General features: G+C 52.8%; 28 protein-coding genes and 1 other RNA gene. 7 read left to right on the top strand and 22 right to left on the bottom strand.

Annotated features, from left to right (window positions below):
• Positions 1 to 19 precede the first annotated feature (19 nt).
• From AC1HCZ_RS05375 to AC1HCZ_RS05390, 4 genes are read right to left on the bottom strand one after another with little or no spacing between them, the layout of a single operon-like run.
• Positions 20 to 997, bottom strand: a complete 978-nt coding sequence (locus AC1HCZ_RS05375) for a hypothetical protein (protein WP_479462521.1) — start codon at positions 995 to 997, stop codon at positions 20 to 22.
• Entirely contained in the window at positions 987 to 1,253 is a 267-nt protein-coding gene (locus tag AC1HCZ_RS05380; RefSeq protein ID WP_479462522.1) for a hypothetical protein, read from the bottom strand. The genes AC1HCZ_RS05375 and AC1HCZ_RS05380 overlap by 11 nt, the downstream gene beginning before the upstream one ends.
• Positions 1,250 to 2,014, bottom strand: coding sequence for a molybdopterin-binding protein (locus AC1HCZ_RS05385; protein WP_479462523.1), 765 nt, complete (start codon positions 2,012 to 2,014; stop codon positions 1,250 to 1,252). The genes AC1HCZ_RS05380 and AC1HCZ_RS05385 overlap by 4 nt, the downstream gene beginning before the upstream one ends.
• Positions 2,011 to 2,808: a sulfide-dependent adenosine diphosphate thiazole synthase gene (locus AC1HCZ_RS05390; RefSeq protein WP_479462524.1), complete on the bottom strand. Its 798-nt coding sequence runs from the start codon at positions 2,806 to 2,808 to the stop codon at positions 2,011 to 2,013. The genes AC1HCZ_RS05385 and AC1HCZ_RS05390 overlap by 4 nt, the downstream gene beginning before the upstream one ends.
• Before the next feature lie 110 nt (positions 2,809 to 2,918).
• Here AC1HCZ_RS05390 and AC1HCZ_RS05395 point away from each other — a divergent pair, with 110 nt between their 5' ends.
• Both AC1HCZ_RS05395 and hisI read left to right on the top strand, forming a co-directional pair.
• The gene (locus AC1HCZ_RS05395) at positions 2,919 to 4,043 is read left to right on the top strand and encodes a WD40 repeat domain-containing protein (RefSeq protein WP_479462525.1); all 1,125 of its coding nucleotides are present in this window, start codon (positions 2,919 to 2,921) and stop codon (positions 4,041 to 4,043) included.
• Positions 4,033 to 4,419 carry a phosphoribosyl-AMP cyclohydrolase gene (hisI, locus tag AC1HCZ_RS05400; RefSeq protein WP_479462583.1) on the top strand — a complete coding sequence of 129 codons (387 nt, stop codon included), beginning with the start codon at positions 4,033 to 4,035 and terminating at the stop codon, positions 4,417 to 4,419. The genes AC1HCZ_RS05395 and hisI overlap by 11 nt, the downstream gene beginning before the upstream one ends.
• Here hisI and AC1HCZ_RS05405 read toward each other — a convergent pair.
• The 9 genes from AC1HCZ_RS05405 to glyS form a co-directional block, all read right to left on the bottom strand.
• Complete coding sequence (locus AC1HCZ_RS05405; protein WP_479462526.1) at positions 4,410 to 4,556, bottom strand: hypothetical protein; 147 nt, start codon at positions 4,554 to 4,556, stop codon at positions 4,410 to 4,412. The two genes, hisI and AC1HCZ_RS05405, sit on opposite strands and share 10 nt — an antisense overlap.
• Positions 4,553 to 5,644: an AmmeMemoRadiSam system radical SAM enzyme gene (amrS, locus tag AC1HCZ_RS05410; protein ID WP_479462527.1), complete on the bottom strand. Its 1,092-nt coding sequence runs from the start codon at positions 5,642 to 5,644 to the stop codon at positions 4,553 to 4,555. The genes AC1HCZ_RS05405 and amrS overlap by 4 nt, the downstream gene beginning before the upstream one ends.
• 4 nt (positions 5,645 to 5,648) lie before the next feature.
• Entirely contained in the window at positions 5,649 to 6,092 is a 444-nt protein-coding gene (locus AC1HCZ_RS05415; RefSeq protein ID WP_479462528.1) for a universal stress protein, read from the bottom strand.
• A gap of 49 nt (positions 6,093 to 6,141) precedes the next feature.
• Positions 6,142 to 6,285: a hypothetical protein gene (locus tag AC1HCZ_RS05420; protein ID WP_479462529.1), complete on the bottom strand. Its 144-nt coding sequence runs from the start codon at positions 6,283 to 6,285 to the stop codon at positions 6,142 to 6,144.
• Between the two features lie 18 nt (positions 6,286 to 6,303).
• Positions 6,304 to 7,263, bottom strand: coding sequence for a ParA family protein (locus tag AC1HCZ_RS05425; protein WP_479462530.1), 960 nt, complete (start codon positions 7,261 to 7,263; stop codon positions 6,304 to 6,306).
• A 65-nt stretch (positions 7,264 to 7,328) separates the two neighbouring features.
• Positions 7,329 to 8,033: an amino acid kinase family protein gene (locus AC1HCZ_RS05430; RefSeq protein WP_479462584.1), complete on the bottom strand. Its 705-nt coding sequence runs from the start codon at positions 8,031 to 8,033 to the stop codon at positions 7,329 to 7,331.
• A 110-nt stretch (positions 8,034 to 8,143) separates the two neighbouring features.
• An RNA gene (gene rnpB / locus AC1HCZ_RS05435) (RNase P RNA component) lies at positions 8,144 to 8,457 on the bottom strand.
• Between the two features lie 34 nt (positions 8,458 to 8,491).
• Complete coding sequence (locus AC1HCZ_RS05440) at positions 8,492 to 9,820, bottom strand: hypothetical protein (protein ID WP_479462531.1); 1,329 nt, start codon at positions 9,818 to 9,820, stop codon at positions 8,492 to 8,494.
• Positions 9,821 to 11,560 (bottom strand): glycine--tRNA ligase, encoded by a 1,740-nt coding sequence (gene glyS, locus AC1HCZ_RS05445; RefSeq protein WP_479462532.1) that lies wholly within the window; start codon positions 11,558 to 11,560, stop codon positions 9,821 to 9,823.
• 48 nt (positions 11,561 to 11,608) lie between these two features.
• Here glyS and AC1HCZ_RS05450 point away from each other — a divergent pair, with 48 nt between their 5' ends.
• Positions 11,609 to 11,809: a hypothetical protein gene (locus tag AC1HCZ_RS05450; protein WP_479462533.1), complete on the top strand. Its 201-nt coding sequence runs from the start codon at positions 11,609 to 11,611 to the stop codon at positions 11,807 to 11,809.
• Here AC1HCZ_RS05450 and AC1HCZ_RS05455 read toward each other — a convergent pair.
• The 3 genes from AC1HCZ_RS05455 to AC1HCZ_RS05465 form a co-directional block, all read right to left on the bottom strand.
• Positions 11,769 to 13,061: a glycosyltransferase family protein gene (locus tag AC1HCZ_RS05455; protein ID WP_479462534.1), complete on the bottom strand. Its 1,293-nt coding sequence runs from the start codon at positions 13,059 to 13,061 to the stop codon at positions 11,769 to 11,771. The genes AC1HCZ_RS05450 and AC1HCZ_RS05455 overlap by 41 nt on opposite strands.
• Entirely contained in the window at positions 13,055 to 14,887 is a 1,833-nt protein-coding gene (gene asnB, locus AC1HCZ_RS05460) for an asparagine synthase (glutamine-hydrolyzing) (RefSeq protein ID WP_479462535.1), read from the bottom strand. Before asnB ends, AC1HCZ_RS05455 begins: the two co-directional genes overlap by 7 nt.
• A gap of 61 nt (positions 14,888 to 14,948) precedes the next feature.
• Complete coding sequence (locus AC1HCZ_RS05465) at positions 14,949 to 16,385, bottom strand: UbiD family decarboxylase (protein WP_479462536.1); 1,437 nt, start codon at positions 16,383 to 16,385, stop codon at positions 14,949 to 14,951.
• Between the two features lie 75 nt (positions 16,386 to 16,460).
• On the opposite strand from AC1HCZ_RS05465, the gene AC1HCZ_RS05470 reads away from it, so the two are divergent.
• Together AC1HCZ_RS05470 and AC1HCZ_RS05475 are read left to right on the top strand one after the other, a co-directional pair.
• On the top strand, positions 16,461 to 16,715 hold the full coding sequence (locus AC1HCZ_RS05470) for a HypC/HybG/HupF family hydrogenase formation chaperone (protein WP_011998606.1): 255 nt from the start codon (positions 16,461 to 16,463) through the stop codon (positions 16,713 to 16,715).
• A gap of 33 nt (positions 16,716 to 16,748) precedes the next feature.
• Complete coding sequence (locus AC1HCZ_RS05475; RefSeq protein WP_479462537.1) at positions 16,749 to 18,059, top strand: APC family permease; 1,311 nt, start codon at positions 16,749 to 16,751, stop codon at positions 18,057 to 18,059.
• On the opposite strand, the gene AC1HCZ_RS05480 is transcribed toward AC1HCZ_RS05475, so the two are convergent.
• The 4 genes from AC1HCZ_RS05480 to AC1HCZ_RS05495 are packed head-to-tail and all read right to left on the bottom strand — an operon-like array spanning position 18,030 to position 19,756.
• A complete protein-coding gene (locus AC1HCZ_RS05480) occupies positions 18,030 to 18,287 on the bottom strand; it encodes a hypothetical protein (RefSeq protein WP_479462538.1) in 258 nt (85 codons plus the stop codon). The genes AC1HCZ_RS05475 and AC1HCZ_RS05480 overlap by 30 nt on opposite strands.
• Complete coding sequence (locus tag AC1HCZ_RS05485; protein ID WP_479462539.1) at positions 18,271 to 18,558, bottom strand: RpoL/Rpb11 RNA polymerase subunit family protein; 288 nt, start codon at positions 18,556 to 18,558, stop codon at positions 18,271 to 18,273. The genes AC1HCZ_RS05480 and AC1HCZ_RS05485 overlap by 17 nt, the downstream gene beginning before the upstream one ends.
• 5 nt (positions 18,559 to 18,563) lie before the next feature.
• Complete coding sequence (locus AC1HCZ_RS05490; RefSeq protein ID WP_479462540.1) at positions 18,564 to 19,169, bottom strand: DUF2067 domain-containing protein; 606 nt, start codon at positions 19,167 to 19,169, stop codon at positions 18,564 to 18,566.
• Positions 19,170 to 19,177: 8 nt separating this feature from the next.
• A complete protein-coding gene (locus AC1HCZ_RS05495) occupies positions 19,178 to 19,756 on the bottom strand; it encodes an exosome complex RNA-binding protein Csl4 (RefSeq protein WP_479462541.1) in 579 nt (192 codons plus the stop codon).
• A 51-nt stretch (positions 19,757 to 19,807) separates the two neighbouring features.
• Here AC1HCZ_RS05495 and rimI point away from each other — a divergent pair, with 51 nt between their 5' ends.
• Positions 19,808 to 20,251, top strand: a complete 444-nt coding sequence (gene rimI, locus AC1HCZ_RS05500; RefSeq protein ID WP_479462542.1) for a ribosomal protein S18-alanine N-acetyltransferase — start codon at positions 19,808 to 19,810, stop codon at positions 20,249 to 20,251.
• Here the strand turns inward: rimI and AC1HCZ_RS05505 are convergent.
• The gene (locus tag AC1HCZ_RS05505; RefSeq protein ID WP_479462543.1) at positions 20,235 to 20,672 is read right to left on the bottom strand and encodes a hypothetical protein; all 438 of its coding nucleotides are present in this window, start codon (positions 20,670 to 20,672) and stop codon (positions 20,235 to 20,237) included. The genes rimI and AC1HCZ_RS05505 overlap by 17 nt on opposite strands.
• Positions 20,673 to 20,738: 66 nt before the next feature.
• Between AC1HCZ_RS05505 and AC1HCZ_RS05510 the strand changes: the two genes are divergently transcribed.
• Positions 20,739 to 21,668 (top strand): PLP-dependent cysteine synthase family protein, encoded by a 930-nt coding sequence (locus tag AC1HCZ_RS05510; protein ID WP_479462544.1) that lies wholly within the window; start codon positions 20,739 to 20,741, stop codon positions 21,666 to 21,668.
• Here the strand turns inward: AC1HCZ_RS05510 and AC1HCZ_RS05515 are convergent.
• Positions 21,661 to 22,170 carry a V4R domain-containing protein gene (locus AC1HCZ_RS05515; protein WP_479462545.1) on the bottom strand — a complete coding sequence of 170 codons (510 nt, stop codon included), beginning with the start codon at positions 22,168 to 22,170 and terminating at the stop codon, positions 21,661 to 21,663. The genes AC1HCZ_RS05510 and AC1HCZ_RS05515 overlap by 8 nt on opposite strands.
• Between the last annotated feature and the right edge of the window lies 1 nt (position 22,171).

Here is a 22,171-nt window from a genome sequence, read left to right on the forward strand (position 1 = left end):
AAGGAGCTTATAAACTTTTTTAATGCCGGTTCTGGCCGTCGCGCACAGAAAGGGCGGTCAAGTCTTCCTTAAGCTTCAATCCTAAAGTTATCAAGACCTTATCTATCTCGCGAGGACTCAAGTTTGCCGAACAGACCACGTCCTTCCCGCCCACCTCTCTAATCCCTATCTTTCTCAATTTCTCTATTAGGACCGTGTAATCCTTCTTCCCGCCTCTACAATAAACCCTCACGCCTTCGTTCCACAAAGCTATGACGACTGTCTCCTCGCCCCGACTGAGTCTCTTCCATAAAGAGGAAGCGACGAGCGCCGCCCTCTCGTCCTTTATTATGCAGACCCTCCTGCCGCCCTCTTCCCAGCACTCGGCCTTCTGCGTTAGTTCCTCCACCAGTCGGAGGGCCTCCCTCCTCTTTGCTCTTAACTCCTCGTCCTCTAAGATCTCTTCCAATCCCTCGGCATTGACGAGCTTCTTGATGGAGTTATGTATGCAATTGTAGTCCAACAACTTGTAACACGAGTTCAAGAGAGCCGCCGCCTCTATGGTTTCCTCCCCCTTCAAGTTTTCTTTCCTCAGTATCGCTTCCCACGCCTCGTTACCCCACGGGTCGTGAAGGTCCCCCGCTATCGCTATCGCGTCCCGCCAGTCGTAGGGTAAGCCGAAGAAGTCCGATACTACTAAGGATGCGCTCGGGACGTGTTCGCCCCTCAAGGCGGGGTTGTAGACCTCCCCGCAGGGGGGCTTGGGGGCCGCGTGGTGGTCGAGGACGACGAGTCCCTCGACGTTATCGCAGAGCTTCTGCCAGTCCTCATAGGGCATGGAATAGTCCATAACGTACAGCTTTCCCCCTAGGGCCTCTGGAGGAACCGCCTCGATTGACCACCTCCCTATCCGAGGGACGTGAACCTCGACCTCGCCTAGCCTCATCATCGCCTTGGCGGCCGAAACTATGCCGTCCGCGTCCCAGTGAGTGAGGACCTTAACTTTGTCAGCTTGCAAGCCCCTCGCCCTCCTCTAGGTGCAGGGCTTTCCTCCTCCTCACTTTGAAGTCCGGCGCTATTTTGAGTAGGATTCGTTCGACCTCCTCTCCGCTTCCCAAGTCGACCACTTCGGCCTCTGAATAAAGGGGGTATACGTAAACCAACGCGGCGACCTTTTCGCCCTTCATAACTATCAGCCAGTTGGCATGTCTCGAGACGTAAAACCCCTTGAACCTCAGCTCCTCGGCTAGCCTCTGAGGGACTAGTTCCCTCAAGCTCCCAACCTGTCCCTTATAGCCTTAACAACTTTTGAAGCCTTTCTCCTAGCCGTCTCCTCGTCGTCGGCAGTCGCTAAGGCACAAACCTTCACGTACGGCTCGCCGTCCTTCATGCCGGGGTGAGACTTTATGTAGATGTCTGGGTACGTCTTCGCCATTTCCTCTATTAAGGGAGCTATGTCGGCCTCCCTAACGCCCTCTATCGTCTCGCACACCTCTCCCTTGCGGAAGAGCGATATGTCCTCCAATACGTCTACGACGTAGTCCAGCATCGCCTCCACCTCCGCCGGCACTCCCGGGAGCGCGAAGATCCTCTTGTTGTTTATCTTGATGTATATCCCCGGTGCAACGCCTACGGGGTTCGGTATGGGTTTGGCAGTTAGCGGCATAATTGCCATTTTCAGCCTCTCCTTCGTCAATTCTAATCCCATCTTCTTTATCTTTTCTTCTATCATTTCTTTTGCCTTCTCGTTTATCCCTAGAGGAAGCCCCAACGCTAGGGAAATGGCCTCTGCAGTGACGTCGTCGTACGTAGGTCCTAAGCCCCCGGTAGTTATCAAAACGTTAGACGCGTGCAAGAGGTCCCTGATATTTTCGGCTATTTCCGTTATGCTGTCCCTAACCTTTCTTATTTCTATTACCTCATAGCCTAGTAAGGTCAACGCCCTCGCGACTTTGGCTGAGTTGGTGTCGACGACTCTCCCAATCAATATTTCGTTACCGATTATGAGGATGGACGCCTTCCAGAGTTCCGTCAAGATCTTAAGTCACCCTTGATCTGGTCAGCTACCTTTTTGCCGGACAAGAGCATTCCGGAAACGGCAGGCCCCATCCTGGGGAGTTTCTTCCAGCTGGCTACGGACATGCCGGCCGCGTACAACCCGTCCACGACCCTTCCGGTCTCCTTGACCACGAGCTCCTCGGCCCTTTCTGCCCACGCCCCCCTCTCAGTAGCCACGCCTAACGGCAAGCCCAGCTTCTTCTCCGCTACTTTTAAGACCTCTGCCCCGTGACCTGTGGCGTCGACCACTGCCTTCGACTTGAAGAATATCGGATCTACATGTAGGCCGGCAACTTCTATCGGAGACCAGAGCGCCACTACGCCGGTCACTTTGGTCTTTCCGCCCACATCGCGGTATATCAAGTCCTCGACGTGCCATCCCAAGAGAACTTTGGCCCCAGCCTCGACGGCCCTCCAAGCTAGCGTCGCGGTCAACGCGACAGCGTCGATCAGCTTTACCCCATCGTACTCGGTCTCTTCCAAACTCAAGCCGAGCTCCTTCGTGATCTCGAAACTCGAATAGCCGTCTACCTCCAAGTCTTCGACCACAACCTTGTGGAAGAGGGTTCCGCCTCCGTTTATGCCGCCGCCGTAAGATATCTTGCGCTCTAAAACCAAGGTCTTGAAGCCTTCCTTGGCAAGGTAGTAGGCGGCCGTGAGCCCGGCGGGGCCGGCGCCCACTACTATCACGTCGCTCCCTTGGGCGTAACTCATCAGCTCCTCGACGCTTCTCTTAAGTATGGTCGTAGTGATTACCCCCTCATCAAGCATGTTTAGAACCCTAACATGAGCTCCGGGTCAGACTATATCATGGTTACTCGAACCGAATCTCCTCCCACAAAATAAGCTCGGCTTTGATACCGAAAAACGGTAGAACGGGGTTGCGAAAGCTTTCATTAAACTTAGAAAAGGACTTCACCTTCTTTACGGAAGGGGGCTCCCTCTCTATAGATACTAAGGATAACTTGTTAGCAATAGCAGTGTCCAAAGCCTCCCCAAGAAGTGAGGGAACGGGCGAAGAAGGAGGGCACGCGTACGTCGTAACCAAGAGGGGAAAAGTTATAATGAGCTGGAGGTTCGACGCATCAAGAGGCTTCAACTGCGCTGCTTTCCATCCAGAAAACGACCTAGTAGTCTTCGGCAACGACGACGGTTCTTTGTACATCTTTAAGACTGATGGAGAAATTGTTAAGAAGATAGACTTGGACTCGGCGATATACTCGTGTGCCTTCTCCCCATCCGGCTCTTTCATAGCCCTCGGCACAGAGGGCGGGAAGGTCTCGGTAAGGGATTCTTCCTTTGAACCGATGTGGGAATATTTGACAGAGGACAACGTGTGGGGACTAAGCTGGTCGCCCGACGAGAGGTACATAGCGGTGGCCAGCCACGACGGCCGCTTGTACGTATTGACGAAACCAAAAGAGGTCTGGAAGGAAGACCTAGGGGGTCCAGTCAACAAGGCCAAGTGGTGCGACAACTACTTGGCCGCCTCCACTTGGGAGGGGGTAGTGATAACATACGACGCCTCGAACCCCCAAGCGCCATCGAAACTATGGGAGGGGAGGCTGGGCTCCAACGTGTGGGGGTTGGACTTCGACGACACGTGCTCCTACTTGGCCGCTGGCAGCAAAGGCTCCGATTTGGTGATCTTCGATATAAACGGAAACTCTATGGTTTCCACAAAAATCGGGCCAGTGGACGACTTGTCGTGGGGAAGCTCGCCCTTAGCGGCGGCAAGCAACAACAAGGTCGAGGTGTTTAATATAATGAGTTGTGTACCTTACATATTCCCGTTGCCGAAAAAGTTCAGAGTGGCCAGCTTTTCGAAGCCAGAAAATATAGACTTTATAGAGATGTCTAAGACATTCTATAAACTTCTCGGTAAACCTAAGAAGATCAAGGTTAACGGCGAAACGTACTGGGTAAAGGTAATAGGTGGGGACTTCCTTTACATATTCTCTCAGCACGACGGAGAGGTGGAGGTGGAACTGGTTGATGAGGGTTAGCGAGGACGAGGCCAAGAAGGTTGCAGAAAAGCTGAACTACAGGTGGCCCGACCAAACAGTGGTGGCCGTGGCGCAAGAGTACAAGAGCGGGAAGGTCTTAATGGTTGCTTCTATGAACAAAGAAGCTGTGATAAAGACCCTCACGACCGGGATAGTCCACTACTGGAGCAAGAGCAGGAAAGAGCTTTGGGTCAAGGGGGCCACCAGCGGCCACATACAAGTTCTCGAGAAGTTCTACTACGACTGTGACGCGGACTCTGTGCTATTGGTGGTAAGGCAAGCCTCCCTCATAGCTTGTCACGAAGGCTACCGGTCGTGTTTCCACTACAAGGTGGAGGACGGAAGGACGGAGGTTGAGGAGCCCAGTTACGAGTAGCCCGCACAATAAACTAACAAAGCCAAGAAGGCAGCCAGAGCGATCGGTCCGGCCACCTTCGCGAGGGTAGAGTTATTCTTAAACAAAATAAAACTCAAAATTAATGCCACCACAAAGACCGTCACTGAGGTGATCAAGGGTACCACTCCCCCGTAAGGCCGTGGAACTTACCCTTGAAGTTGAGCCTGAAGCCGCACTTGGGACAGCGGAAGTCTTCGGAGAGCTTCCAAGCGACTATGTAGAAGCCGTACCTCTCCACTACGACTTCGCCGCACTTGGGACAGTAGGTGTGTTCGTAGGGGTGGCCGGGGACGTTGCCTATGTAAGCGTAGTGCATTCCCAGCTTCTTTGCCAGCTCGACGTGCTTTTCTAGAGTCTCGACGGGCGTCGGCATTACATCCCTCATCAAGTAGTCTGGATGGAAGCGCAAGAAGTGCATAGGCGTTTCGGGGCCCAGGAGCTCCTTTATTCTCATTATCAGCTTCTCAGCGTCCTCTAGCTTGTCGCCGTACTTCGGGACGACTAAGTCCGTCACCTCTATGAACCAGCCTACCTCCTTCATTACCTTCAAGCTTTCGAATATGGGCTCGGGGTCGGGAACTCCCATAAACCTCCTGTAGAACTCCTTGTTGGCGTTTCCCTTGAAGTCTACAGTTACGGCGTCCATATAGTTGCCCAACTTCCTTATCGCTTCCGGAGTGATGTAACCGTTAGTTACCATCGTGTTGAACAATCCGTGTTTCTTCGCTATTTTTGCCACGTCATACATAAATTCGAAAAATATGGTCGGCTCGTTATAGGTGTAGCTTATGCCGTCGGCTCCCAAGTCTAGGGCCAGCTGGACCACCCTTTCGGGCTCTAGGTACTTCCCATAGATCTGTTCCCTCCTGCTTTGACTTATCTCCCAGTTCTGACAGAACTTACAGAAGAAGTTACATCCAGTCGTTGAAACGCTGAAAACCTTAGCTCCGGGATGGAAATGCATTAGCGGTTTTTTCTCTATAGGATCTAAGTTGGCGGCCGTCACGTAGCCATACACGAGAGTGTAGAGCTTTCCACCAATGTTCGCTCTGACCCCACAGACCCCGTAGGTGTTCGGGGGGAGCTTGCACCTCCTCCAGCAAAGGTCACATTCGACCCAACCATTTCCCAAATCCTTGGTCAGGTCCGGGTCTGCCTCCCTAACCCAAGGCTTGTCCAACCACTTCTTGGCGAGGTCTTCCATGATTTCAAGCCCCCTTCTTTCGAACCACCAAGACGGGGCAATGGGCGTGGTTGGTTACGTAACGGGCCACGCTGCCCAGAATTATAGCCTTGATCCCGCTGAGGCCTCGGGTACCCAAGGCTACCAAGTCCGCGTCGAGTTCCTTCGCAGCCTCCACTATGGTCTTACCCACATGACCTTCCTTAATCAAAGTCGAGGTCTTAAATCCCTTCTCTTGAAACGTCCTCGCGGCATCCTCTACTATCTTCTTGGCGTTCTCTTTGAGCTCCTCTAAGAGCTGTGCGACCAGCGAGGGCGGCGCGACGCTCTCTATCCCGAACTCCTCCATGTTAGGGATTACGTGGAGCACTATTACTTCCCACGCCTCTTTGTTTAACAGGTCGGAGACGTACTCAACGGCGTACTTGCTGTACTCGGAACCATCGACGGCAACCAGTACCTTCTTCAAATTTCTCCTCCCGAGAGTATCTACGGCGCTGGAGGTTTTTGGATTGGGGTCAGCCGAACGGCTTCTTCAATATATAGAAGAAGCCGAGAACGCTTAACACCAAAGATACTATTGCCAGCATCAATACCATAACTTCGTCGAGTGTGACGCCCGGTCGGAGCCTTCTGGGCACGGCCACCAACAGCCAGATCACCTCCCTCCTCCTCCCGGGCTAGTAGAGAGTAGAAAGTATCTCGCACTCGCCCCTCGGGGGGTTACCCTCTACCACCGTCTCGAGTACGTCTACGAACTTCTTAATTATAGATAACGCTGGGCTGGACTCAGGGGGGTAGTTCAGGGAGGCCGGCGAGGCGAGGCTCTCCGCGAACACGTCGTAGAGCTTGCCGTCGAACGGTATGGCCATCGCCACCCGACCATTCACTTCTTTACAAAGTTTCAAGGCTTGGTCCTTCGCCCTGTTGAACTCCTCGGGAGTTGGCCTGACCATGTTTATTATCGTGCCGAGGACGGGGATGTTCTTGGTGTACCTCTGGTGGAGTTGGGCTATCAACTGAATCATGTTCGGGTTGCTATCCGAGAGCAAGTTTATCCACGAGCTAGTGGTAGAGAGCAAGTGTTGGTAGGTGTAGTAGGTAGCCCACGAAGGAACGGGGTAGTCGTTGAAGACTACGTCGTATTCTTTAGCGAGCCTCTCTACAGAACCTTTCATTTTGTTGACTATCTTAATTACCTTTGATGTCTCGTTCATTTCTTCCAGAAGCTTGTTTATGTTCTCAGGCACGTCGTCCTCCGTAACCGCCGGGACCAAGTGTACGGTCACCGAGCCCCTCCTGCCGCTAATTACTGTGTCCCTGACCGCCTCTGTAACATCCATCATGCCTATCAACACTTTAACTAAGCTAGGCCCTTCCTTCAACTCTTTCAATAACCTTAATGAAAGTCGGGGGCTCATGATGTCCCAGTCAATGAAGACTACTTCTCTGCCCCTCAGCACGAGCTGAACCCCGCTCTCAAGCTGTATAGTGGTCTTTCCAATACCTCCTTTGGGGGAGGAGTTGCCTATGGCGTTAGGGACGGTTACCCTCTCTTTCTTAACGGCCTCTAAATCGATGTTTGCAGATACCTTCTTACGCATGAAGATGAGCTTCAGCAACCTCAGTAAGTTCACCACAGATCGGTCACCTCTTCCTCCTCCACTTCCTTCGGGAGCTAGTGGTTTGAGAAAGCTTTAACGTTTCATCCTTGTCGGCACGGCACCACCCGCGTGCCCGGGCAGCCCCCTTTCAAGAAATCCTCGAAATTGGGTACGTTGAATCCGTTGAAAACGCAAACTTCAGCCGTGCGAGCTGCCTCCTCCAGTAACTCCAATTTTCTTTTCATCCCACCCGTCACGTCTATGCCTTCGCTTCCCTTCGCTTCCACATCGCAAGGGCTCGCTTCCTCCAAGGGCCCGCCCTTGGGAGGCCAAGTCTTGTAAACTCCGTCCACGTCCGTCGCGACGCCAACTCTCTTGACTCCTAACTCCTTCGCCAGCTCCACTACCAACTCGTCGCCCGAGACCACCTTGCCGGGAGGGACGACGTTGCCTTGAAGGACCGGCACCCAACCGGCTTTCGCGGCCGAGGCCAGCGGACGGGCGTTTAACCTCCCCTCCCACAAAGAGGGGGTGGAGTAGGGCGCGAATGGGTCTCCCAGAGCTTCGACCACCATATTGGTCATTAAATTCATTACCCTTATTACTTCGAATCCCTTGTCAGCGAGGGTGTGCCCCCTTTCAATTATTTCCTTGACCTTAGGGTGGCCGAAACTCCCCCCTCCGTGGACTAGCACCAACTCGCCGGCGTACTTCCTCAAGACCTCGCCTATCTCCCTTATCAGTTCTACGTTCAAGCTGTAGGGTACTTTCTTGTCGCTTATTACGCTACCCCCTAACTTTATCACTATCAACTTCCACGGCCCCCGAGAGCCGATGAGGAGCAGTGGGTCTGGCTAAAAACGGTGGCCGAGAACCCAAAGGCTGAGGCGATCAAACTAGCTTAAGGCGTGGGGGCCCGAGGCCGCTATAGCCCACCTTCTGTACTGCGGCGGCATTTGGCTGAGCGGCCCCTTGGGACCCTCGCGCGGCCCTCCTCGGGTCCCCACGGCCTTGCTCCCCGGGGGGCGGCCGTTTCAGCCCGCCCTCGGCTCACCGCTCCGGGTAGAGCCCTCGTCGCCGGGGGCCCTCCCCTTCACGGCTCCCCGAGGGGGGTCTCGTTTCTGTGCCGTTGCCCGGGCTCTCAACCCGGTCCCTCGCGGGACCCCGGCGCCGCGGGGAGGGTGGAGCTTCCTCAGGGCCCAGAGGCCCCGTGGCCGCCAGCGGCCTCGGGCCGGAGGTCCGGGCTTCGAAAGGCCTATTTAATTCAAGCACCTACAGAGAAGCTGTCGACCGTCCGGTTGTCGACAGTCAAGGAGCCCATCACTTCGATGCCCTTAATTTTGTTCTTGCTCAGCTCCTCTGCTAACAACTTCATAATTACGTAGAATTGTAGCATCGCGAAAGTCACGAAGGGAAGGTTATAGTAACCCAATTTTTTCGCTTCTACCCACTTGTCCACCCTTTGGGGTCTCTCCACGCGGGCCAAGGTAGACAACGGCGTTTGGTTCCACATCTCTCTAATGCCGTAGTCCTCAGTCAGTATAACTTTATTAGTTAAGAGTAGGACGTCTACTTGGAAAAGGGCTTTATCGCACAAGTCCGTGGGGCTGGGGAACACTAGAGCTTTAGCCTCCTCCATTACATATTTCGCGAGAAGGCCGTAGTAGTTTGTTTTGAGCTTCTTCATACTTTCCTCGTACTTATGTAGGAGTTCGTAGAGCGCACATCTAGGGACCTTAGCACTGATGAGCCCGGCGTTGTGTAGGTTTAGAGCCCCTATTAGGATGCTGGAAGTGTCCAAGAGGTATTCGGAGTGTTGAGACCCCTCAACCTTAATTGGAAGGAGACCAGAGAAGTAAAGCGAGCTGTCGAAGCCCATCCACCCCTTCGAGGTCCTGCTCAACACCTCGAACTTCTTCAAAGCACTTAACGATTTTTCGAATACCTTTTTAGTCTCCTCTTCTTCACTGCCGCAGAGGTTAACATCGACCTTTATTATTTCGTAAGATCCCAACTTCGGGTCTCCCACACCAACGTCCATCTTAATTAGTGGACAACTTCCCGAGGTCTCGTTAATCTTCTTGGTTAGTTCAGCTACCCTCCTCCTTATAGGCCCTAAACGATCCAAATTTATTTTTACCCTAGCTGCGTAGTTTGTGAACCTCCTATTGGCGATATTTGAAGGCAGAAAGTAGACCTTCTGGAAGGGCCGGGGCACGTAGGGAAAGTACAATCCTCTCCATAAGGAGAAAGGAAAGCTGACGTGCGCCACAGCTTTGAACGCCCTCGAGGCCGCCGCCGCGAGGGAAGCCCCTCCGGGCGAGACCACAGCGACTTCTGCCTTAACCTCTTTCAGTTTGTTAACCCTCGCTTCCAAATCAGCCTCTAAGTCGTTAGGAATTTCCTTCATCTCCACCTTAAATCCTGCCTCTTCTAGAACCTCCTTCAGCTTCCTCGAGTTCGTCCTCCCTCCCTCAGAGTTTGTGTAAACTATGGTTACTTCATCTACCCCCAACTCCTCCAAAACTCTTACTGAGGAGAAAGCAGCTTCGAGGTTGAGCCTCCCCGCGACTAGCAGAACCGCAACCCTCATTCATCTTCCCATAGGAGCCGGCCCCCCAAGGTCCTTTATAGAGGAGCCGCCCAAGAAGGCCCTCAGCTTCGCCGGGAGCTCCTCCACCCTCACGCGGACTTGCATCCACGTGTCTCTGTCTCTCAGAGTTACTGTGTTGTCTTCTAGGGTCTGGAAGTCTACCGTTATCGCGGCCGGGACGCCTATCTCGTCGTACCTGGCGTACCTCCGCCCTATCGAGCCCTTCTCGTCGTACTCCACCCGGAATCCCGCATCGGCCAAGATCTGCCAGACTTCCTTGGCTTTCTTGACTAACGGTTTCTCCTCTAAAAGCGGCAAGACTACGGCCTCGATGGGGGCCAGCCTCCTAGGCAAGCTAAGTATCAGCCTCCCTTCCTTCTCTCTCAGCGCGTACTCCAAGGTGACGTACAGTAGCCTCTCCACGCCAAAGGACGGTTCGACCACGTGGGGCACGAACCTCTCGCCCGTCACCTTCTCCTCAACTTCTTCAACCCACACCAGGCCCCTTTCCAGCCTCTCGCCCGCGACCTCGACGTATCCCTTCTCGTCCAAACTTTTTTCTATATCTTCGGGACTGAGCTTCTTAAGTTCTTCAATAACTTGCTTTGTCTTGCCCTTCAGTCTCACGCCTATCTCCTTTATGTTCCACTTTACTACCTTCACCTTGACAATTTTAGGCTCCTTGTACCTCCTGAACGCGTACAAGTCCTTTCCGCTGTACCTTATGTGCCGGCTCAAGTCGTAATCTCCCCGATAGGCGTGACCGCTCACCTCCATCCACCCGTACCGCTCGGTCTTCACCAGCTGGTCGTAGGTCTGGGAAGAGTAGTGGGCCCTCTCATCTGGCCCCTTTTCCTCGAAGTACTGGTTCTCGTCCGGCACGCCCAAGGCGTTCAACAACTCCTTAGCCTTCAACATCCAATAAGCCATCCACTTGTTTATTATCCATCCCCTCTCCAAGGCTTCCCTTACAGTAACCTCGAGGGGTTCCTTCCTCCCTTCCCTCGCGAGCTCCCACGGGAGGAGCCTCAGCTTGGCGTCGTAGTCTAACGGGGGTTCGCCAGGGTTTTGCGGGTCGAGGAAGAACTCTATCTCAGCTATTGTGAACTCCCTTAACCTCAACAGCCCTTGACGAGGGGATATCTCGTTTCTCCCAACTCTGCCTATTTGCGCTATCCCGAAGGGGAGTTTCTCCCTCATGTACTGGTACACGCGCTTGAAGTTGACGAACGCCCCTTGGGCGGTTTCGGGCCTTATGAAGCCCTTGTCGCCTTCATAGGGACCTATCTGGGTCTGAAAGAGCAAGAGGAACGGACGGACCTCCCCCAGCTCGCCCCCGCACACGGGACACCTTATGTTGTTCTCTATAATGAGTTTGGTCAAGTCTTCCGGAGTGAGGCCTTCTACCTTTATTCCCAACTTCTCTTCTATCAAGTGGTCTGCGCGAAACTTCCTCCCACACGACTTGCATTCGACCACCGGGTCTGTGAAGTTCTCTACGTGGCCGGAAGCTTCCAACACCTTGTAAGGTGTGATAATAGGTGTCTCTATCTCCACCACTATCCTTTGAAGGGGCCTTACCAGCTTTTCCTTCCACAGCTCTACTATCTTGTTCTTTAACTCCTTGCCCAAGGGGCCTAGGTCGTAGAAACCCGCTACGCCGCCATATATCTCCCAGGACGGCCAGTAGAAGCCCCTCCTCTGGGCGAGGTCGGCAACCTTCGAGGCCTTGTCTTGCAATTCCGCGTCCCCGAAGGGGGTTTAAGCGGAGCATATATCCACCTCGGGGTGATACCGAGGTTGGGGAGACGCCATTACGGCCCCTTGCTGAGAGTCTCAGTGGCATCAGCCACATTCTTGCCCTTGGTAGTCTTACTGATGCTCCCCTTTATATTCAAGGAGACTTTCTTCCTACTGCTCGGGGTCCTCTCCTTCGTATACATAATTATCAACTTGGCATTCTTCGCTTACTTAGAACTCTCTCTATGAGTTCTTCTATCAATTCCTCGTTGCGGGTCTTTTCTTTCAGCACGCACCCGCACTCCCTCGTACCCCCCCTCACCAACTCGAGGGCCGTCTCGAGGAGCTCCTCGAAGTTGTTAACTAATAGCGCACAATCACACTTCTCCGTCAAAGCTTCGAGTGTTTTTACGTATTCTTCGTTGTTCCAAAGTATAATGGGTTTGTTAAACAGAACATAGTCCGCAAGCTTAGCGGGGGCGCCGTAGAACTTGTAGGCTCTGAAGGGGTCGTAGAGCGCTAAGAAGGCGTCGCACTCGCGCGAGTACGCCTCGTAAAGTTTCTCCTTAACAGTTATGTAGTCGAACTCGACGTTGTTGAACGATCCTACTAAGTTCTTGAAGAACGGGTAGAGGTTTATGGAAGCTCCGAATATTTTGAACTTAACCTGGTCGCGCAAGTCGAAAGCTTCGTTAAAGGTATATATTAGCTTTGCCAGCTCCTTCCAGCCTTGATGAGGGTAGAAACTGCCGGAAGTACAGAAGGTAAAGGGGCCCCCCTCCTTCGCGCTTGGATACTTCATCTTAGTGTACAGAGGAGGGTACAAGGCTACCATCTTGCCCTCGCACAACTTCCTCAAAGGTCTAGGCAGCTCCTCGAGAATGGCCTCCGACCCCCCTTCGGATATGGTGAAAACCATGTCGTGGAGAGCACACGAGAGGAGTTGGGTGAGCCCGACGTATGGCGCTTGCAAAGCTATGGCCTTAACCTTAGATGGGAAGGCATCTACACCAAGTTCGATTAAGCCCCACAACCCTTCGCTGAAGTTTTCGTCAACCAAGATCGCGTCTCTAGGCGCTGAGAGACGTAGGGCTAACCAGTACGCCAACGAAATAAACGTATTTGCCGGGTGTCTACTAATTATTAAGTCGCTAAACTTCAATACCTCTTTAAGTTGCTTTAACCCCTTCTTGGATAACAACAGAGGTGGAAAGTAGTTAAATGTGGTCCGGATGATCCTCTGGAAACTCTTCCTCAACTTGTTTTGCTCATAGTAAAGTGGGTTGTAAATTTCCACCGCATTCACATTTATGTTCAGCGATTCGTCGAACTTCGGTCTATCCAAGTACATCCTCCCAACAAACACCAAATTTACCTCGTAGTCCACGTTCTTCTTCTTCAAGATGCTAGCTATTGACTGTGCTAAGTTGATTACGTGGGAATAAGAGCCTCCCGCGATCTTGACCTCTGGGTAGCCGTAAACCACGCTCACTTTTACCATCCCGCCACCACCTCTTCCCAAACGCTGTAGGAGAACACTTGCCACGCGACGAAGGACAACCTCCTCGTGTCGTACCTATTAAATATATCCGGGTCTATGATCTTCTTCAAGGTTTTGCTTTCCTTGAGCCTTAACGGAGCCTCTTCTTGAGCTATCCTCATCAAGACCTCCTTCGCTTGCTGACCAAACCCTACTTTCCTCGAAGTCACCATTCTCCAGGTTCCTTCGTTTAAGTACTTTTTTAATATTAACTTTCCTATAAGCTTTGGTTCTTTCATCATTATATATCTCTTCCAAGAGGGGTCCAAGCTCATAGCCTTCTCTATTAATTTGTAATCGAGTAGCGGCGCCCTGGCCTCCACGCTGGCCGCCATGGAATAGAAGTCTACCTTCAAGTTTAGATGGTTCGGTATCCTTTGGTTGTACTCGTAAGAGAGGAGTCTCTCGGCTAGGTTCCTCGGGGCCGAGAGGGACTCCAGCGTTCGGTAGCTCAGAAGCAAGAGGTCGCAGAGGTCCGGGGGAAAGGCTTTGCAGCACTGGGCAGTCAGCGACATCCCCCTAGCGCTCACGATCCTGTGTAGCACGGCGAAACATAAGGTCTCATTATAGTAGCTCCTAACTCCCTTTAGGAACCAAAAGAGGAGGTCGATCAACGGGAGGGAGGAGAGAGTTAGTATGTGCTCATAGATCTGCTTGTATAGTGGATATCCGAAGAAGAGCTCGTCGCCACCCTCTCCGACTATTATTACCTTGTAACCCCTTTCTCTAGCAGCCTTAGCCATTCCGTATCCCATTACCAAGCTGGGATCTGTTATAGGCAGGCCCACCTTTCTGGTCAACTCATAAGTTAGTTTTACGTAATCCTCAAAATTGAACTCTATTACTGTGTGGTTTAGGTTCAACTCATCAGCGACTTTAGAAGCCAGCTCAACCTCATCGAACTCACCGGCGCCCTTTACTGTGACCGTGAAGGCGCTTATGTCATTCCTGTTTAGTTCTTTTGTTATTATTGAGGCTAACAACGTAGAATCTACTCCTGAGCTCAAGGCCAACGACACCGGTACGTCGGCGACCAGCCTGTACTCCACCGCCTTTATTAGCTCTCGATGAAGCTCCTTGACGTAACTGACTATGTCGAAAGTCCTTTTATTGAACTTAAGCGTGTAGTACTTCTTCTTGTTCACTACTTTCCCGTCCTTTATTACCAGATACTCTCCGTTCTTCAGTAGCTTAACGCCTTCGAAGAAGTGTTGTTCCGGAAGGGGGGAGAAGTGAGCGAATAGGTAGAAGGCCCCAAGCAAGTTTTTGTTTAACCTTTTGACTAACGCCTTAATCGCCGGGGGCTCCGAGGCGAGGACTACAAAGTCTTCGCCTTGGTAATAGAATAGAGGCTTCTTGCCGATGTGGTCCCTGGCGACGAACGCCTCTCCCTTCCTTTCATCGTATATGACGAACGCGAACATGCCTCTTAGGGAGTGAACTACCTCCTTTCCCATCTCTTCGTATGCGTGGAGCAAGACCTCAGTATCGGTGTCTGACAAGAACTCGTGCTTGTCCTTCAAGTTCGCGCGAATCTCCTTGTAATTGTATATTTCGCCGTTCAGTACTATCCCCACCGAACCGTCCTCGTTAAACATGGGCTGTAGTCCCTCGTCCTTCGGGTCTATTATGGCGAGTCGGACGTTGCCCAGAGCGACCTTGCGGTCCTCGGACACCCAGTAACCCATCCCGTCGGGCCCCCTGTGTTCTATCGCGTCCAGAGCCGCAACGAGGGCCGTCTCGTCAACGCAAGGTTTGGCACAGCTCACCGCGACTATTCCGCACAAGTCCCCTCACCTTACCAACCACTTCCGGCTCCGGCTCATGGGGGCCGCGGGGCGTTTTGACCTAAAAGCCGTATTCGTGCCACCTCCTCTCCACGAGCTTCGAGACCTTGGGGTCCGACGAGCTCCGCTCCGGCCACTCATAGCCGCACTCTTCTCTGAGCTTCCTCGTAGCGTCCACTATCATTTTGCTCCCCACAGGGGGGTTAGGCGACGTGTGGTCCAACACGTCAGTTACGTCATTGCTAACGATCTCCACGTCTCTCTCCGGGTCCACCGTGGAAGCCACCGCGTAGGCGACTTCGCCCCAGTCGTGAACGTTGACGTCGTGGTCCACCACTATTATGATTTTCGTAAAGCTCATCTGGCCTAAGCCCAACAAAGCGTGCGCGACCTTTCGCGCGTGGCCAGGGTACTTCTTCCTTATGGATACTATCGCGATGCCGTGGAACAGCCCTTCTGGAGGCAAATTTACGTCCACCACCTCCGGCACGAGCCACTTGATTAGGGGTAGGAATATTCTCTCCGTGGCCTTACCTATGTAGGAATCTTCCATGGGCGGCCTCCCAACCACCGTTCCGTAATATATTGGGTTAGACCTCACGAAGAAGCGCTCAGCCCGGAAGACCGGGTACAAGCCCCTAGGGGTATAGTAGCCGGTGTGGTCGCCGAAGGGGCCCTCCCAAGCGAGCTCCCCTATCCTTACGTGGCCCGTTATCACGACTTCCGCGAAGGCGGGAACCAAGAGTTCGCCCGCCTCAACTACCTTGACGGGCGAGCTCCTCAAGACCCCGGCGAACGCGTACTTGTCTATCCCCTCCGGAACAGGAAGGGCCCCGGTCAGCAAGGTCGCGGGGTCCCCGCCTATTACCACGGCCACCGGCATCTTCTCGTAGCCTAGTTCTTTGTACTTGGTGTAGTGTGAGGCCCCCCTCTTGTGGATCTGCCAGTGTATGACTGCCCTCTTGGGCGAGTACAACATTATCCGGTACACGCCGAAGTTGTGGACGCCGCTTTCGGGGTCCTTTGTCACGGTCAACGCATAAGTCAAATACCTTGAGGCGTCCTTCGGCCACGTCTTGAAGGCGGGCAACGAGAAGAAGTCGGGGTCTTTCTCGTTCTCCAAAACGGGTCCCTTGCGAACCTTCTTGGGCAAATACTTCCCTATGTTTATGAATTCCATTAATGTCTTGACCTTGTCTCCAAAGCTACGCCTCCCGGAGGCCTTGAACGGCGCTACGAGTTTCTCTCCGATCTCTTCGAGCCTTTCCCTCCCCAAGGCTAACTTTATCAAGTCCATTGAGCCGAACAGGTTACCGGCCACCCTCCAGTCGGGGTAACCCTTAAGCCTCTCGAAGAGAACGGCCTTGTCGAACCTTCTCCACATGAGCCTTCTGAGGACCTCAGGGACCTCCTCTACGGGGTCCACCTCGACTTCAACTTTATGCAGTAGCCCCTTTTCGTCGAGTAAGTTCAAGTAGTCTCTTAAGTCATCTAGCAAGCTAGCCCCGCTCAGCTAAACAAAGAAAACCAAATTAACGCTCATCCAGAGAGCCAGCCGAGGGCTCTAAGAGTCATGTGCTTGGGCATACCCGCGACCGTGAAGGAAGTGTACGAGGATGGCACAGCCGCCGTGGACGTGTTCGGCAACGAGGCTATAGTGGACTTAACCTTAGTGCCGGACGTTAAGCCCGGAGATAAGGTGATAGTCCACGCGGGCGCCGCCATAGCGAAAGTGGACGAGGAGCGGTGGCGGGAGGCCTACGAGCTCTGGAAGCAAGTCCTCGAGACGCTCGACAAGCTTTACGAGGAGCAAGCTCAAAGCCAATAAGTAGTTCGGACATGCAGCTGCGGAGCAACCAAAATGAAAGAGCTAGGGCTTGCCGAGGCCGTCGCCCTGGGTGTCGGGATAATAATAGGTGCCAGCATATTCTCGTTGACCGGGGTGGGGGTCAAACTAGCCGGGCCCAACTTACCCGAGGCCTTCGCCCTCTCGGCCGCGTACGCGTTACTGATAGCCTACTCGTACTCTACGCTAAGTAAAAAGTTCGTTTCCAACGCCGGCCCCATAGAGTACGTCGTCCAGGCCTTTGGAGACAACGTGTTAGTCGGTGTATTGGCCTTAATGTACTGGCTTAACTTTGTGTTTTCCATATCATTGTTTGCATACACGATAGCTGGTTATGCCCTAGGCATGCTCGGTCTCTCGAAAAACATCCTCTTGTTTTCTTTGTCTCAAGCCGTGATTATCTCCATATTTGTTGCTCTAAACTTTAAAGGATCAAAGGCAATAGCTGATGCTGAACTTGTACTAGTAATCTTTAAGTTGACTGTACTGTTAATCTTAATATTATTTGGTTTAAGGTTGATTAACCCTAACTTATTGAAGCCCGACTTAGGGCTACAAGGCGCCTTAAACACGCTAGTTGCCTCGAGCTTGTTCTTGCTCAGTTACGCAGGCTTCGGGGTAATAACCAACGCCTCGGAGAACATAAGGGACCCAGAAAAGAACGTCCCCCGAGCGATTTACCTAAGCTTGCTCGTGTCGGCCGCGATTTACCTAGGGGTCTCTACAGTGACCGTAGGCACGACAGAGCTGTCTGCAATAGTTAGGGCCGAGGAACACGCGCTGGCAGTAGTAGCAGAGAAGGCGATAGGCCCTTGGGGATCCACGCTGTTAACGTTAGGGGCTATAGTGTCTGCCTCCACTGCGCTCAACTCAGCCCTATACGGAGGGGCGAACGTGGCCTACTCGTTGGCTAGGAAGGGAGAGCTGCCGGAGTCCTTTGACCGGAGGGTTTGGTTCGGCGAGCCGGAGGGCCTCTACATAACCGCAGCCTTAGCGCTGATATTTTCACTAACGTTGAACCTCGAAGGAGTAGCCGAAGTAACTACTGTATCATTAATATTCACGTACATCGCTGTGGTTCTCTCTCATTGGAAGCTGAGGAGGGTGGTCGGAGGGAACTCCGCCGTGCTGACGCTAGCGTTAGTAACGCTACTCTTCAACGCAGCAATCATACTGCGCCACGAGTTCTTCTCTAACCCATTAGCCTTCCGAATTTCTGTTGGAACGGCTGTGGGTGCGTTAATGTTCGAGGTGATTTACAAATCTTGGAAGAAGCGGGAGATCGAGGCGAGAGCCCTACGGCTCGACAAAAACCACCAACGATAGCCAGTAGAGACAAGCTAACCTCTTAACGCTTCCCTCTACCTCGACCTTGGGTAAGCCTAAGTCGGGGCAGCCTCGGTCTTGATACTTCACCTCCCAGAACCTTTTGTCCTCCTCGAGCTCCCGGGGGTCGTTCACTACAAAGGCGTGCTCCACTAGGCCTGCCTTGACGGAGAGGACTACCAGAGGACTTCGGCCACAACAGACAGCTACGCTACTTCCCCTCTTCAAGTTCTCTCACGAACCGGTTTAGGTAATCTATTGCTTCATCAATAGTTTCCAACAAGACCTTGTAAGGGTCGACTGAGCCGTCGGTCCTTATGGTTATCCACAGCACTTGTCTAAGCGGGTGCTCTACCATGTAAAGCGCAGTGACCCCCTTCTTCTTAGAGGCGAGCTTAGTAATTAGGTTTCCTAGAGTGTGACTCTCGTTTGGTATCCTTATTCGAACTTCCTTGTCGCTCCTGACTACAACCTCGGGGTTAGCGATCACTTGAGCCACAGTCCTCACCATTCTTCGTTGAGCCGCTCTGAGATCTGCCTTATTACTTTCCTCCACTCCCCCCTCTGTTCGTACTTGAAGTCGCCCTCTTCCAGGAAGCCCTCTCGTAGCATAACGTTGACCACCTCGTTAGGGCTCAGCCCGTAGACCGCGCTCAGAACGGCCACGGCCTTCTTCATGCTGTGGGGGAGTCGGAACCTCACCACGTCAGAATCCATAGCTTCCTTCATTTTCCTAGCAAGGGCCGCCACCTCCTCAAAGGGGGCGTCGGACACCAGAGTCCTCCCTTCCACTTTTGCTGAGTAGCCCATCAACTTGAGCGCTTCGACCAACGCGTCCGTTGGGACAGCGGCCTTGACGAGTTTGGGGAGCTCGTCTACGCTTACCCTCGTATATGGCAACGTAACTGACTCTATCTCTTTTTTGAGCTCTTCGATCTCGTACCTTAGTTCCTTTAGTTCGTAGGGTAGACCTAAAGCCTCGATGAACAACTTATTTTCGTGAACCTCGCCCTTAATCCACCTCGTGCTCACCTCTTCGCTTATCCTGTTGAGGAGCTCGTAGCAAACTTCCTCGTTAACACACTTAATAACGAACCGTCTGATTTTCATTATCTTCCTTACTTCTTGGGCTGGTGCTTGGCTTTAAGTATGTAATCGGGAGAGATCAGCCTGTCCTCAACTCTCCCGCAGTAGGGGCACTGGAGCTGGTTGCCCACCTTGTACAAGGGATGGCCGCAGTTGCTGCAGTAAGCCAGTATGACCCCTAACCTGGGGCCCCTGAGGCTCAGCTGGTAGGGCGATGTAGAGAGCACCCTCGCTTTGACCACGTCGCCCGGCCTCACGACATCGTACAAGCTCTCAACGGGCCTTCCAGTTTGACTTATATGGAGGACCGCGCTGAACGCCCTTGCGCTGAAGACCTCGTCAAAGTTCCTGGCTACCTTCAGCTGAGCCAACTCGTTCCTCATACTTATAACCTCTCCGTAGACGACCTCCTTGGGCATCAACACCTTCTTCTCGGCATTGGGTCCCCTTACCTCAATCACGTAATTAACGGCGTCTACCCTCACGACCCCCGGCACGCTAGCCCTAACTATTCCGTCATCCTCGTAAGTCCCCGGCCCCGGCGCGTACTCCTCTATTACGCAGAGGGGGTCCCCGGGGGCCACCACGTCACCGCTCTTGACGAACGGCACTTCTGAACCCCCTTCGGCTCCCAACAGAAGGGATTTTAGGGAGTGACATCTATGAGGGTGAGACTGCGGAACCCAAATCCCAGCGACGCTAAGAGGATATACGAAATCGAGGTGGTCTCCTTCAATCACCCATTCTCGTTCCTCATAATACTCTCCCAAGTGATACTGCACGGAGACACTAGCTTGGTCGCAGAAGTAGAGGGGAAGGTAGTGGGTTACGCCATAGCGGCCAAGGAAGTGGGTAATAGACTACATTTGCTTAACTTTGCAGTCGATCCCCAGTATAGAGGCTTGGGGATAGGTTCTGCACTCTTGAGGGCGCTAGAGAAGTTAGCAAAGAGGAAAGGATTAAAGAAGATATATCTAGAAGTAGAGGAAGACAACTATAGAGCGATAAGGTTGTATAGAAAGGCCGGATTCGCGGAAGTCAAGAGGATGAAGAACTATTACCCTTGGGGCAAGGACGCAATAGTAATGGTTAAAGAGTTAACTTGAGTCCGCTCCTCACTGCAATCTCCGTCACCCCGGGGAAGGGACAAGTTCCCTTGGCCTTTACACCCTCGGGCGTAACTAGGGCCTCGAAAGTTCCCTTGTTGCCCTCTGCAGTAACAAATAACTTAGCCGAGACATGTGACTTAGCAACGTTCAAGTAACCGTCGCCGATGCACTTACGGAGCTCGAGGGTCCCGTCGCCGAACATCAACCTCCACAATTCTTCAGGCGCCTTGGTTGTTAAGTATATTTCAGTGACCTTTTCCGTGCACCGGACCTCCGCCACCGGACCCTCCTCGTCCAGAGACTGGATAGCCTTCACTCCCCCTCCTTCTAAGTAGTCTACGAAATCCAAATATCTCTTCAACAAATTGATTACCTCTTCGGGAGTTGCCTTACACCCCAAGATGTCGGCGCCGTACAAGGGCTCCTCCTCTCCGAAGGCCCAAGGTTCTCCTTATAATCTCCCTCCATCGTGCGGTGACGGTTGATGCCTATTGTGTGGATCGGAGATGCCGTAGGAAACACTCCAGCCGTCCTGTTAAGGAACCTCGTTAGCGGTAAGGGAAATGTGATGGTCAAGCTGGAATTTATGAACCCCAGCGGCAGCATAAAGGACAGGCCAGCCCTATACATGATTAAGGAAGCAGAGGAAGAGGGCGTCTTGAAGCCCGGTTCTACTATAATCGAGCCCTCATCGGGAAACACCGCGCTCTCGCTGGCCATGCTCGCGGCCGCCAGAGGCTACAAAATGGTTGCCGTGGTTCCAGAAACAACAAGTAAGCAAAAAGTGAAAATGATGGAACTATTGGGGGCTAAGGTGATCTTCTCTAAGGCCGGTGTGCCCCTAGGCCACCCAGAACACCACTACACCTTAGCGAGGAGGTTGGCCGAAGAAAACGGGTGGGTTATGCTCGACCAGTACAGAAACGAAGCAAACGTGAGGGCCCACTACGAGACTACTGGGCCGGAGGTGCTCAAGCAAGCAAAAGAGCTAATGAACGGCCTCGACGCGTTCGTAGCGGGGGTAGGCACGGGAGGAACGGTAATAGGCGTAGGAAAGTTCCTAAAGGAAAAACTTAAGGGAGTTAAGGTAGTCGCCGTAGTTCCCAAGGGGACCAAGATAGCCAACTTCTTCGGCTCTGAAGGCGAGAGGCTCAACCACGTAATAGAGGGACTAACCGCTATGCCGGTCAGCAAACTAATCAAAAAGTATAAGGACGTAATAGATGAAATAATAGAGGTGGACGACGAGGAAGCCGTGCAGACCGCGAGGGAGCTCGCCTCGAAAGAGGGCCTCTTGGCCGGCTTGAGCGCCGGCGCCAACGTCCGAGCTGCGTTGGAGCTGGAGAAGGAGGGCTTGAGGGTCGCAACGGTAGCGCCGGACGGGGCTATAAGGTACCTCGAGAGGCTCACTTAATGAAGACCTTGAACTCACAATAAGGATCTCCTTTGGCCTCGCAAGCCACTTCCTTCACATCGACCCTCTTCTCGGTAAGGCCTTCCAAGAGGCCAGCTATTATGCCCGCGACCATAGCGTCCGCCGGCTCGGAGCTCTTTAAGCGGGAGCCGAAGATGAGGCCTTTGCCCCTGATAACCATCCTCTTTTCATCAACTTCTATACTCTTTGCAAAACCGTTGTTCACCAAATAGTCAGCAGTGAAGTACAATGGATTCCCCACCCAACCTTTCATCTCTTTGCCGAGCTTCTTAGCAGACGCCTTGGCTATATTATACAAGAACGCATTGGTAGTATTCATCACCCTCTTCATCTCTGTATACATCATCACGAACAAGTTCTCTGTCTCAAGGGGTTCCTTTTCCTTCGCTTCTTTTAGTCGGGAAGAAATCAAGACTTGTTCACCGCTTACCACTACTTTCCCACCACTATAGTATTCATAGCTGAGAATTGTGTGGGTCAAA

It is taken from the genome of Ignicoccus sp., from assembly GCF_056435145.1.

Coding starts and splice junctions, on each gene's coding strand:
- AC1HCZ_RS05390 (WP_479462524.1), bottom strand. CDS start 2,808: ATGCTTGATGAGGGGGTAATCACTACGACCATACTTAAGAGAAGCGTC.
- hisI (WP_479462583.1), top strand. CDS start 4,033: ATGAGGGTTAGCGAGGACGAGGCCAAGAAGGTTGCAGAAAAGCTGAAC.
- amrS (WP_479462527.1), bottom strand. CDS start 5,644: ATGGAAGACCTCGCCAAGAAGTGGTTGGACAAGCCTTGGGTTAGGGAG.
- AC1HCZ_RS05440 (WP_479462531.1), bottom strand. CDS start 9,820: ATGAGGGTTGCGGTTCTGCTAGTCGCGGGGAGGCTCAACCTCGAAGCT.
- AC1HCZ_RS05455 (WP_479462534.1), bottom strand. CDS start 13,061: ATGGTAAAAGTGAGCGTGGTTTACGGCTACCCAGAGGTCAAGATCGCG.
- AC1HCZ_RS05470 (WP_011998606.1), top strand. CDS start 16,461: ATGTGCTTGGGCATACCCGCGACCGTGAAGGAAGTGTACGAGGATGGC.
- AC1HCZ_RS05475 (WP_479462537.1), top strand. CDS start 16,749: ATGAAAGAGCTAGGGCTTGCCGAGGCCGTCGCCCTGGGTGTCGGGATA.
- AC1HCZ_RS05490 (WP_479462540.1), bottom strand. CDS start 19,169: ATGAAAATCAGACGGTTCGTTATTAAGTGTGTTAACGAGGAAGTTTGC.
- rimI (WP_479462542.1), top strand. CDS start 19,808: ATGAGGGTGAGACTGCGGAACCCAAATCCCAGCGACGCTAAGAGGATA.
- AC1HCZ_RS05510 (WP_479462544.1), top strand. CDS start 20,739: ATGCCTATTGTGTGGATCGGAGATGCCGTAGGAAACACTCCAGCCGTC.